Genomic DNA, 11929 nt, shown 5'->3' with positions numbered 1-11929 from the left:
CGAGCCACCAACACACCGTGACCGATCCCCGGCCACGCAGGCCAGACGAAACATCGAGGCTAGAGCTCCGCCAGCACCGCCGCGACCAGCTCGGCCCGCTGCGCCAGCGACGCGACGACCACCTGTTCGTGGACGGCGTGGGCGCCGGCCCCGAGCGGGCCGAAGCCGTCCAGCGTCGGCACGCCCAGCGATCCGGTGGTGTTGGTGTCGGCGCCACCCGCCGCGGGGGCGCCGTCGACGCGTTGGCCGATGCTCGCCGCGGCGCGCCGGACGGTGCCGAGCAGTCCGGCGGTGGTCTCGTCCGGCACCCAGGTGGGCCGCCGCGACAGCACCTCGGCGGTCACCGCGGCGCCGGCGCGGATCGGCCGCAGCGACGTCAGCCCGTCCAGCACCACCCGCTCGGACTCGGCGTCGGCGAAGCGCAGCCCGAGGTCGGCGTGCGCGGCGGCCGGGACGACGTTCGTGCGGCCGCCCCCGGCGACGGTGCCGACGTTGCACAGCACGTCGCCCGGGGCGTGCCGGACGATCGAGCGGACCAGGATGAGCTGGTCGACCAGCTCGTCGACGGCGGAGACGCCGGCGTCGGGGTCGAGGGCGGCGTGCGCCTCGACCCCCTCGACCGCCAGCCGCAGCCGGGTGCTGCCGCGTCGCCCGGCCTTCAGCGAGCCGTCCGGGTGCGGCGACTCGAACCCGAGGGCGGCGACGGCGTCGCGGGCGGCCTCGGCGACCAGCGCGCCCGCCGTCGGCGAGCCGATCTCCTCGTCGGCCACCACCACGACACGCACCGGCGGGTGCCCGGCCCCGCCGGAGCGGGCCAGTTCGAGCGCCGCCTCCATGACGACCAGGCCGCTCTTCATGTCGTAGGCGCCCGGCCCGTGCGCGACACCATCGGCGACCCGCCACGGCATCGGCCCGTCGACGTGCCCGGCCGGCCACACGGTGTCGTGGTGGCCGAGGAACAGGACCGGCGCCGCGCCGGCCTGCGGGCCGCGGCCCGGGTGCTCCATGACCAGGTGGTCGCCGGCCGGCGCCGGGACCCGGCGGACGGTCGCGCCCAGCTCGCGGTGCCGCGCCAGCAGGACCTCGCCGAGCGCGTCGAGCCGGGCGGCGTCGCCGGTGGGCGACTCGAGCCGGACGTAGCGCTCCAGGCGGGCGAGCAGCGCGTCGAGGTCTGGTGCGGTACCGTTCATGGTGCGACTATACGTTCCGTATCATCGTCGATGTGGTCGGTTGACGGGTTGTAGTGCGCGATTTGCGATCCGTATCTGCACCTTGGGAGACACCCCCTAGGAGGGTCATGACCCCGCGTGTCGAGCGGCTCACGTCGGCCGCTGACCTCGCCTCCGCCGCCCGCCTCTACCGCGAGGTGTTCGGCTACCAGGACCCCGCCCACTCGGTGAACCCGCGGCTGCTCTCGTCGCTGGCGGCCAACGGCGGCTCGGTGGTCGGCGTCCGCGGCGCCGGCGGCGAGCTCGTCGCGTTCGCGTACGGCTTCGTCGGCATCGACCGCGGCGAGGTCTACCACTACTCGCAGGCCGCCGTCGTCGCGGCCGGGCAGCAGGGCCGCGGGCTCGGCCGGGCGCTCAAACGCGGCCAGCGCGAGGTCGCCCTGGCCGGCGGCCAGACCCATATGCGCTGGTCGTTCGACCCGTCGGTGGTCCGCAACGCGCACTTCAACCTCGACGTGCTCGGCGCGGCCGGGCGGTGGTTCCGGTCGGAGTTCTTCGGGCTGCCCGACACCGACCGGCTGATCGTCGACTGGGACCTCGACGACGAGCGCCGCGGCCGCGAGGCGCCGGCGCCGGCCGGGCTGCCCACCGGGCTCGACGACCCGGCCGGCTGGCTGCGGCCCCGTCCGGCCGGCCCGGACACCTGGCTGCCGCTGCCGCTGACGTCCACCGCCGAGCAGCGGCGCGAGCTGGGCGCCGTCATCGCGTCGCTGCTGGCCGACGGCTCGGTCGCGGTGTCGTGCGTCCGGCTCTCGCCCGACACCGGCGCCTACCGCTTCGTCCGGTCCGCGCCATGACCGAGCTGAGCAGCCCGTCCCAGCGGTTCGGCGCCCGCCTGCAGCGGCCGTCGTCGTCGGCGTCGCTGCAGGCCAGGGTGATGGAGCAGGAGACCCGCACGCTGGCCGAGGCGTTCGAGCGGGTCGCGGCCGACGGATCGGTGGCGGCCGCGGCGGCGACGGTGGTGGCGGCGCGGCGGCGGTTCGTCTCCGGCACCGGCAAGTCGTTCGCGTACGCCTCGCTGCTGGCCGCCGATCTCTCCGCCGGGCTGTCCAAGGTCACGCTGGTCGACGGCACGCTGGTCCGGCACCTCGACGTGCTCGCCGACGTCCGCGACACCGACGTGCTGGTGGCCGTCTCGCTGCGCCGGTACCGCCGCGAGACGGTCGCGCTGGCCGGACGGTTCGCGGCCGCGGGCGGCACCGTCGTCGCCGTCACCGACACCGCTGACTCGCCGCTCACCGCCGTCGCCGCGCAGTCCATCGTGGTGCCGACGGCGAGCGCCTCGTACGCCGACTCGCCCACCGCCGTCGCCGCCGTCGTGCACCTGCTGGCCACGCTCACCACCGCCAGCGCGAAGGGCGCCCGCCGCCGCCTGGCCGAGCGTGACCGGCTGGCCCACGACCTCGACCTCTACTGGGAGGAATGACCGTGCGCGTCATCCATGCGTCCCTGCACCTGGTGCGGCTGCCGCTGGTGCACCGGTTCCGCACCAGCTCGCACGCCAAGGACCACCTCGACCACATCCTCGTCCGGCTCACCGACGAGTCCGGCGCGACCGGCTGGGGCGAGATCGCGTCCGCGTCCGACCCGTTCTACTCGCCGGAGACGGTGGACACCTGCTGGCTGGTCGCGGAGCGGTACCTGCTGCCGTCCGTCGTCGGCGCGCGCTGGGACGACCCCGCCGAGGTGGCCGGGTTGTGGGCGAAGGTCCGCGGCCACCAGTTCGCCAAGGCCGGCGTCGACATCGCGGCCTGGACGCTGTGGGCGCTGTCCGGCGGGGTGTCGCTGGCGACGGCGCTGGGCGGGACCAGGGCCTCCGTCGTGGCGGGCGTGTCGCTGGGCATCGAGCCGACCGTCGACGACCTGCTGGTCGAGGTCGGCAAGCACGTCGACGCCGGGTACCCGCGGGTGAAACTGAAGATCGCGCCCGGCTGGGACGTCGAGCCGGTGCGCGCCGTCCGGGCCGCGTTCCCCGACCTGATGCTGCACGTCGACGCGAACGGCGCCTACGGCGAGTCCGACGACGAGGTGCGGGCGCTGCGCGCGCTGGACGGGTACGGGTTGTCGATGATCGAGCAGCCGTTCGCGCCGCGGAACCTGCTCGCGCACGCCGCCCTGCAGCGCGACATCGAGACCCCCGTCTGCCTCGACGAGTCCATCGACACCCTCGACGACCTGCGCACGGCGGTCGTGCTGGGCGCGCTGAAGGTGCTCAACATCAAGGTGTCGCGGCTGGGCGGGCTCGGCCCGGCGGTGGCCGCGCACGACCTCGCCGCCGAGCACGAGATCCCGGTCTGGTGCGGCGGCATGCACGAATTCGGCGTCGGCCGGGCCGCCAACGTCGCGCTGTCCAGCCTGCCCGGCTTCACCCTCCCGTCCGACGTGTCCGCGTCGGACAAGTACTACGAGCGCGACGTCGTCACACCGCCCATCACCGCCGCCGCGGGTGTGGTGGAGGTGCCCACCGGCCCCGGCCTCGGCCACACCGTCGACGAGGATTTCCTCGCCTCGGCAACGGTGCGCTCCGCGGAGATTGCCGCCGACAGCTGAGTGTTTCCTCCATAGCCCTATGCAGAACTCCATAGTGACGTCGCATACTTGTGGCATGACTGCAGCTGCGGACTACCAGCACCTGCACGAGCTGATCGATCGTCTGACGCCTCGGCAGGTGCGTCATCTGCGTGCGTTGGCGCAGGACCTCGTTGAGGCGCCTGCCGCGGGCCGCGAGCGCAGGCCAGGCGACTCAGGCGCGCAGGGGCTGTCCTTCGCCGGGATCGGTGAATCCGGTCGCGGCGATCTCGCTGAGAACGCCGACCGCTATCTCGATGAGGGCTTCGGCAAGGACTAACCGGGTGTCGCCCGGACACTGTCGGTCGGTGTGGGCAGGATGATCGTATGGCCGTCCTCGTCGACACCGGACCGTTGGTCGCTCTTGCTGACCGCAGCGACCGATGGCATGCACGTTGCCTCGAGCTGTTCGGCAGCATCACCGGGCCGATCCTGGTTCCGGTTCCGGTGTTGGTCGAGGTGTGTTACCTGATCCAGAAAGGCCTGGGGACGCGGGCAGAGGCGACGTTCCTCGACGCTGTTCGGGCGGGCGAGATCGAATTGGTGCCGTTCAGCTCCGCCGATCTCGACAGGGCCACCGAGCTGGTGCGCCAGTACGCGGACTTCCCACTGGGCTTCGTCGATGCCGTCGTTGTCGCCACCGCGGAACGGCTGGGGCTGCACGAAGTGGCGACCGTCGACCGACGCCACTTCGCGGCGGTGCGGCCGGCGCATGTGGAGGCATTCACCCTCCTGCCTTGACGCCGACTGAGAAGTCCCCTGGTCAGGCTCGTGTCTCTGGGCTGACCCCAGCACGCGACCGGGGGTATCCCCCAGGGCGAATCGGGGGCTTTCCGGGTTACCGCGCGGTCCCGGCGCGGCGAGAGTGAGACGCGACTTCACCGGACTCTCACCGACGGGACGCACCATGACCACGACCCTGCCGCTCGATCGGCCGCCCACACCGGCGCCGCAACCGCCCCCGCCGCCGCGCCACGGACTCGTGGTGCGCGTCGCCCGCTGGAGCGCCGCCCACAAATGGCTGGCCATCGTCCTCTGGCTGGCGTTCGTCGCGGCCGCGATCGTCGGCGGCGGCGCCGTCGGCACCAAGGAGGTCGAGGACGGCGACGGCGGCGTCGGTGCGTCCGCGGGCGCCGACAAGGCGCTGCTCCAGGCCGACTTCGACGACCCGTTCAGTGAGTCGGTGCTGGTCCGGGCCGCCGATGGGGGCGCGGTCGACACCGGCTCGGACGCCGTCACCACGCTGGCCGCGAACCTGGCCGCCGCGCCGGGCGTCGCGGGCGTGGCCGACCCGCAGGTGTCCGAGGACGGCACCGCCGCGCTGTACGAGGTGACGCTGGACGTCCCCGCGGGCACCGACGCCGAGGAGGAGGACGCCGCGAGCGCGGCCGCCGCCGAGGTCGCGCGGGTGGTCGAGGCGGGCGGCGACGGCACCGGCCTGACCGTCGGGCAGGTCGGCGACGCGTCGCTGGGCGAGGCCCTGGACCAGGTCTACGAGGACGACCTGAAGCGGGCCGAGTACCTGTCGCTGCCGGTCAGCCTGCTGATCATGCTGGTGGTCTTCGGCGCGCTGATCGCCGCCGCCGTGCCGGTGCTGCTGGCGCTGTCGTCGGTGATCGCGGCCATGGGGCTGTCGGCGTTCGCGTCCTTCGTCGTGCCGTCGACGGACATCCTGGCCTCGGTCGTGCTGCTGGTCGGCATGGCGGTCGGCGTCGACTACTCGCTGTTCTACGTCCGCCGGGAGCGGGAGGAGCGGGAGAAGGGCCGCGGCACGATGGACGCCGTCGCGGTTGCCGCCGCGACGTCCGGGCGGGCGGTCGTGGTCTCCGGCATCGCCGTCGTCATCGCGATGGCCGGCATGTTCTTCGCCGGTGAGGCGACCTTCCAGTCGCTGGCCGTGGGCACCATCCTGGTGGTCGCCGTGGCCGTCGTCGGGTCCGTGACGGCGCTGCCCGCCCTGCTGGCGATCTTCGGCCGCTGGATCGACCGGCCGCGCGTCCCGCTGCTGTGGCGGCTGCGCCGCAGCGACGGCGGCGAGCCGCGGGGGTGGCGCGCCATCCTCGGCCCGGTGCTGCGGCACCCGAAGACGGCGCTGGTCGCGGGCCTGCTGGCGCTGCTCGCGCTGGCCGCCCCGGCGCTCGGGATGAAGCTGTCGCAGCCGGGCATCTCCGACCTGTCCAAGGACGTGCCCGAGGTGCAGACCTACGACGCCATCACGACGGCGTTCCCCTCCGAGGGCGCGGCGCACGACGTCGCCGTATGGACGCCCGACGGCTCGCCGCTCGACCAGGACGCCGTCGACGGCGCCGTCGTCACGCTGAACGACTCCGTCGCCGCCGACCCGGAGTTCGCCGCCGGTGACGGCCTGGCCGCCGAGTACTCCGTCGACGGCTCGGTCGCCCGCATCGACGTGCCGGTGCCGTACGAGCACGACGACGCCCGCGCCGAGGACTCGCTGCAGGCGCTGCGCGACGACCTCGTCCCGGCCGCCTTCGACGGCGTCGAGGGGGCCGAGACCGGCGTCACCGGCATGACCGCGGGCAACGTCGACTTCCGCGGCCTGCTCGCCGACCGGATGCCGGTCGTCATCGGGTTCGTCCTGCTGATGACCATCATCGTGCTGGTGATGGCGTTCCGGTCGCTGGCGGTGGCGCTGACCGCCGCGGGCCTGAACCTGCTCTCCGTCGCCGCGTCCTACGGGCTGCTGACGCTGGTGTTCCAGAACAGCTGGGCCGAAGGGCTGCTCGGGTTCGAGTCGACCGGCGCGATCATCACCTGGCTGCCGCTGTTCCTGTTCGTGATCCTGTTCGGCCTGTCGATGGACTACCACGTGTTCGTCGTCAGCCGGATCCGTGAGGGCGCCAAGGCCGGAATGACGACGCGCGAGGCGGTCCGCACCGGGATCATCCGCTCCGCCGGCGTCGTCACCAGCGCCGCCGTGGTCATGGTGGCGGTCTTCTCGATCTTCGCGACGCTCGGCGCCATCGACTTCAAGCAGCTGGGCGTGGGCCTGGCCGCGGCGATCCTCATCGACGCGACCATCGTGCGGGCCGTGCTGCTGCCGTCGATCATGGCGCTGCTGGGTGAGCGCAACTGGTGGCTGCCCAAGCCGCTGCAGAAGCTGCCCCAACTGGAGCACTGACCACGAGGTCGGGCCCGAGACGTCGTATTCTCGTAGACGACCCCCACTCCACCAGGTTTTGGGGGCACGTCTGCGTGCCCGGAAGGTCTACCGATGTCTCTCAGCGGCCTGTTGTCCGCCCTGCTCGGCGACGACGGCGATCCCACCCTGCGCTCGGCGGTCGCCGACGCGCGCACGGGCGCGGTCACCGCGCTCGACCTCACCGCGCCGCCGGCGCTGCGCCCGTTCGTGGCCGGCGCCATCGCGGCCGACGGCGAGGGCGACGGCGTCGGCGCGGGGCGGACGGTGCTCGCCGTCACCGCGACGGGGCGCGAGGCCGAGGATCTCGCCGCTGAGCTGCGCTGCCTGCTGCCGCCCGAGTCGGTCGTCGAGTATCCGGCGTGGGAGACGCTGCCGCACGAGCGCCTGTCCCCGCGCAGCGACACCGTCGGCCGGCGGCTGGCGGTGCTGCGCCGGCTGGTGCACCCCGACGACGAGTCCGGCGGGCCGGTGCGGGTGGTCGTCGCGCCGGTGCGCAGCGTGCTGCAGCCGCAGGTCGCGGGGCTGGCCGACCTCCGCCCCGTCGCGCTGAGGCCCGGCGACGACGTCAGCCTCGACTCCGTCGTCGAGCAGCTGGCCGCCGCCGCGTACGTCCGCGTCGACCTGGTGGAGCGACGCGGTGAGTTCGCCGTCCGCGGCGGCATCGTCGACGTGTTCCCGCCGACCGAGGAGCACCCGCTGCGGGTCGACTTCTGGGGCGACACCGTCGAGGAGGTCCGCTACTTCACCGTCGCCGACCAGCGCTCCACCGACGCCGCCGAGAACGGGCTGTGGGCGCCGCCGTGCCGCGAGCTGCTGTTCACCGACGACGTCCGGCGGCGCGCGGCCGCCCTCGCGCATGAGCACCCCGAGCTGGGCGAGATGCTGGAGAAGATCGCCGCCGGCATCGCCGTCGAGGGCATGGAGTCGCTGGCACCGGTCCTGGTCGAGCGCATGGAGATGCTGATCGACCTGCTGCCCGCGGGCACCCACGTGCTGGTCTGCGACCCCGAGCGGGTCCGCACCCGGGCGCACGACATGGTCGCCACCAGCCAGGAGTTCCTCGACGCGTCGTGGGCCGCGGCGGCCGGCGGCGGCACCGCGCCGATCGACCTCGGCGCGGCGGCGTACCACACGCTCGGCGACGTGCGGGCGCAGGCGATCCGGCAGGGGCTGCCCTGGTGGAGCCTCAGTTCCTTCGGCCTCGGCGGCTCCGACGCCACGCCGGAGAAGGCGGACCTCGACGCCGACCTCTACGCGGTGGACCTCGGCGACGCGATGGTGACGGCCGGCGCCGTCGACACCCGCGAGGTCGACGTCCGCCCGGCCGAGACGTACCGCGGCGACACCAAGCGCGCCGTCGCCGACCTCTCCGGCTGGCTGGCCTCCGGCGGCCGCGCCGTCCTCGTCACCGGCGGCCACGGCACCGCCGAGCGCGTCGTCGAGGTGCTGGGCGAGTCCGAGGTGCCCGCGCGCTACGTCGAGCACGTCGACACCGCCCCGAAGCCGGGCGTCGTCCTCGTCACCACCGGCGCTCTGAAGCACGGCTTCATCGCCAACGCGGCCGCCCTCGCGGTGCTGACGGAGGACGACCTCACCGGTCAGCGGGTGTCCACCAAGGGCACCACCCGCATGCCGAGCCGGCGCCGCAACCAGGTCGACCCGCTCCAGCTCAAGCCCGGCGACTACATCGTCCACGACCAGCACGGCGTCGGCCGCTACGTCGAGATGACCAGCCGGACGGTGCAGGGCGCCACCCGCGAGTACCTCGTCGTCGAGTACGCGGCGTCCAAGCGCGGCCAGCCGGCCGACCGCCTGTACGTCCCGACCGACCAGCTCGAGCAGGTCACCAAGTACGTCGGCGGCGACGCGCCGCACCTCGACCGCATCGGCGGCAGCGACTGGGCCAAGCGCAAGGGCCGCGCCCGCAAGGCGGTCAAGGAGATCGCCGCCGAGCTGATCAAGCTGTACGCCGCCCGCCAGGCCGCGCCCGGTCACGCGTTCGGCCAGGACACCCCGTGGCAGCGCGAGCTGGAGGACGCGTTCCCCTACGTCGAGACCACTGACCAGCTGTCCACCATCGACGAGGTCAAGGCCGACATGGAGCGCGAGATCCCGATGGACCGCGTCATCGCCGGCGACGTCGGCTACGGCAAGACCGAGATCGCGGTGCGGGCGGCGTTCAAGGCGGTGCAGGACGGCAAGCAGGTCGGCGTGCTGGTCCCGACGACGCTGCTGGTCGGGCAGCACTTCTCCACGTTCTCCGAGCGGTTCGCGCCGTTCCCGGTGACGATCCGGGCGTTGTCGCGGTTCCAGTCCGACGCCGAGGCCACGGCCACCATCGAAGGGCTGCACGACGGCACGGTCGACGTCGTCATCGGCACCCACCGGCTCATCACCGGCGACGTCCGGTTCAAGGACCTCGGCCTGCTGATCGTCGACGAGGAGCAGCGCTTCGGCGTCGAACACAAGGAGAAGCTGAAGCAGCTGCGCGCCGACGTCGACGTGCTGACGATGTCGGCCACGCCGATCCCGCGGACGCTGGAGATGTCGATCACCGGCATCCGCGACATGAGCGTCATCACCACCCCGCCGGAGGAGCGGCACCCCGTCCTCACCTACGTCGGCGGGTACGACGAGAAGCAGGTCGGCGCGGCCATCCGGCGCGAGTTGATGCGCGACGGCCAGGTGTTCTTCGTGCACAACCGGGTCGACACCATCGAGAAGACGGCGGCGCACCTGCGCGAGCTGGTGCCCGAGGCGCGGGTCGCCACGGCGCACGGCCAGATGGGCGAGCACGCGCTGGAGCAGGTCATCAACGCGTTCTGGCAGCGCGAGGTGGACGTCCTGGTCTGCACGACCATCGTCGAGACCGGCCTGGACATCTCCAACGCCAACACGCTGGTCGTCGACCGGTCCGAGCGGCTGGGGCTGTCGCAGCTGCACCAGCTGCGCGGCCGGGTGGGCCGTGGCCGCGAGCGGGCGTACGCGTACTTCTTCTACCCGCGCGAGACGCCGCTGACGGAGGAGGCGCACGAGCGGCTGGCCACCATCGCCCAGCACTCCGACCTCGGCGCCGGCATGCAGGTCGCGATGAAGGACCTCGAGATCCGCGGCGCGGGCAACCTGCTCGGCGGCGAGCAGTCCGGCCACATCGCCGACGTCGGGTTCGACCTCTACGTGCGGCTGGTCGGCGAGGCGGTCTCCGAGTACCGCGGCGACGGCGCCGATGCGCAGCCCGAGGTCCGCGTCGAGCTGCCGGTCGACGCCCACATCCCGCACGACTACGTCGCCAGCGAGCGGCTGCGGCTGGAGGCGTACCGGCGGCTGTCCGAGGCGGTCGACGACGCCGCGGTCGACGCCGTGCTCGAGGAGCTGGTCGACCGCTACGGCGCGCCGCCGGAGCCGGTCGAGAACCTGCTGGCGGTGGCCCGGTTCCGGGCGCACGCCCGGCGCGCGGGGCTGTCCGAGGTCACCGTCCAGGGCACCTACATCCGGTTCGCGCATGTCGAGCTGGCCGACTGGCAGCGGGTCCGGCTCGGCCGCCTGTACCCGAAGTCACTGGTCAAGGACGCCGTCGGGACGATGCTGGTGCCCCGGCCGCGGCCGGCCCAGATCGGCGGGCCGCAGTTGCGTGGCGTCGAGCTGCTGGCCTGGGCGAAGACCGTCATCGATGACGTCATCGCCCACCAGCCCGAACGCGCCGGAACCCATGCTGGATAAGATGCGCCCGGGCAGCGTCCACCCGCTGCGGGCCGAACCAACGAAGAGGATCACCGTGTCGACCATCCGCCGCCTCGTCATCGCGTCCCTCGCTGCGGCCAGCGCCGTCGCGCTGACCGCATGCGACTCCGAGCAGATCGGCGCGGCCGTCGTCGTCGACGGCGACCGCTTCACCGTCGACGACCTGCAGAACGAGGTCGAGCACGCCGAGCGGCTCGACGGCTTCGACGTCCAGACGGCCGGCGGCATGCCCGCGTTCCAGCGCACCGTGCTGACCCGGCACATCCAGCACGAGATCTTCCTGCGGCTGGCCGCCGACGAAGACATCCAGGTCAGCGAGGCCGACATCGACGACGCCATCGACGAGATCTCCGCACAGGCGCCCGGCGGCGACCTCAGCGCGGCGCTCGCGCAGGCCGGTTACACCGAGCAGGCGTTCCGGGCCGGCGTCGCCGACCAGCTGATCGCGCAGGCGTACTCCGACGAGACCGGCAGCGACAACGCGGGGCTCACGCAGGCCCTCGCCGACCTCGGCGACCAGCTGAACGTCGAGGTCAACCCGCGCTACGGCGAATGGGGCGACGACCTCGCCGTCAGCGCCGACACCGGCTCGATCTCCGAATCGGCTTCGTGACCGACCAGCCGGGCGCGCGCTTGCTCGAGCTGGTCGCCGTCATGGACCGGCTCCGCTCACCGGGCGGCTGCCCGTGGGACGCCGAGCAGACGCACCGCAGCCTGGCGACGTACCTGCTGGAAGAGACCTACGAGACGCTCGAGGCGATCGAGTCGGGCCATGACGACGACCTGCGCGAAGAGCTGGGCGACCTGCTGCTGCAGGTGCTGTTCCACGCCCGGCTGGCCGAGGAGCGGCCGTCCGGGCCGTGGGGAATCGACGACGTCGCGGCCGGCATCACGGCGAAGCTGATCCGCCGGCACCCGCACGTCTTCGGCGACGTCGAGGCGCCGACGGCGTCCGACGTCGGCGAGCGGTGGGAGCGGATCAAGCGCGAGGAGAAGGGCCGCGAGTCCGCCGTCGACGGCGTACCGCTCGCCCAGCCGGCGCTGTCGCTGGCCGCCAAGCTGGTGCACCGGGTCGAGAAGGCCGGCGTGCCGGTCGCGCCGCCGGCGGCGCCGGAGCACGCGCCGGAGACCGCCGAGGAGATCGGTGACGCGCTGTTCGCACTGGCCGCGGCCGCCCGCGACCGCGGCGTCGACCCCGAGCAGGCGTTGCGCGACTCGACCCGCCGCT

10 protein-coding genes are annotated in these 11929 nt (G+C 73.3%); 9 read left to right on the top strand and 1 reads right to left on the bottom strand.

Annotated elements, in window-relative coordinates:
• Positions 1–59 precede the first annotated feature (59 nt).
• On the bottom strand, positions 60–1190 hold the full coding sequence (locus ACW62_RS08185; protein WP_053203558.1) for a M20/M25/M40 family metallo-hydrolase: 1131 nt from the start codon (positions 1188–1190) through the stop codon (positions 60–62).
• Between the two features lie 107 nt (positions 1191–1297).
• Here ACW62_RS08185 and ACW62_RS08180 point away from each other — a divergent pair, with 107 nt between their 5' ends.
• From ACW62_RS08180 to ACW62_RS35135, 9 genes are all read left to right on the top strand, one after another.
• Positions 1298–2026: a GNAT family N-acetyltransferase gene (locus ACW62_RS08180; RefSeq protein ID WP_053203557.1), complete on the top strand. Its 729-nt coding sequence runs from the start codon at positions 1298–1300 to the stop codon at positions 2024–2026.
• Complete coding sequence (locus tag ACW62_RS08175) at positions 2023–2655, top strand: MurR/RpiR family transcriptional regulator (RefSeq protein WP_053203556.1); 633 nt, start codon at positions 2023–2025, stop codon at positions 2653–2655. The genes ACW62_RS08180 and ACW62_RS08175 overlap by 4 nt, the downstream gene beginning before the upstream one ends.
• A 2-nt stretch (positions 2656–2657) precedes the next feature.
• Entirely contained in the window at positions 2658–3779 is a 1122-nt protein-coding gene (gene menC / locus ACW62_RS08170; RefSeq protein WP_083459482.1) for an o-succinylbenzoate synthase, read from the top strand.
• 55 nt (positions 3780–3834) lie between these two features.
• Entirely contained in the window at positions 3835–4077 is a 243-nt protein-coding gene (locus tag ACW62_RS08165; RefSeq protein ID WP_053203554.1) for a hypothetical protein, read from the top strand.
• Between the two features lie 47 nt (positions 4078–4124).
• Positions 4125–4538, top strand: a complete 414-nt coding sequence (locus ACW62_RS08160; protein ID WP_053203553.1) for a type II toxin-antitoxin system VapC family toxin — start codon at positions 4125–4127, stop codon at positions 4536–4538.
• Between the two features lie 166 nt (positions 4539–4704).
• On the top strand, positions 4705–6939 hold the full coding sequence (locus ACW62_RS08155; protein WP_083459429.1) for an MMPL family transporter: 2235 nt from the start codon (positions 4705–4707) through the stop codon (positions 6937–6939).
• A 93-nt stretch (positions 6940–7032) separates the two neighbouring features.
• Positions 7033–10680: a transcription-repair coupling factor gene (mfd, locus tag ACW62_RS08150; protein WP_053203552.1), complete on the top strand. Its 3648-nt coding sequence runs from the start codon at positions 7033–7035 to the stop codon at positions 10678–10680.
• Position 10681: 1 nt separating this feature from the next.
• Positions 10682–11314 carry a SurA N-terminal domain-containing protein gene (locus tag ACW62_RS08145; protein WP_053203551.1) on the top strand — a complete coding sequence of 211 codons (633 nt, stop codon included), beginning with the start codon at positions 10682–10684 and terminating at the stop codon, positions 11312–11314.
• Positions 11311–11929, top strand: a 619-nt coding sequence (locus ACW62_RS35135; protein WP_205629211.1) for a nucleoside triphosphate pyrophosphohydrolase, incomplete at its 3' end; no start/stop codon positions are given. The genes ACW62_RS08145 and ACW62_RS35135, both read left to right, overlap by 4 nt.

It is taken from the genome of Jiangella muralis (assembly GCF_001270745.1).
In the GTDB taxonomy this organism is placed as follows: domain Bacteria; phylum Actinomycetota; class Actinomycetes; order Jiangellales; family Jiangellaceae; genus Jiangella; species Jiangella muralis.
This window is presented reverse-complemented; position numbering and strand designations above follow the sequence as displayed.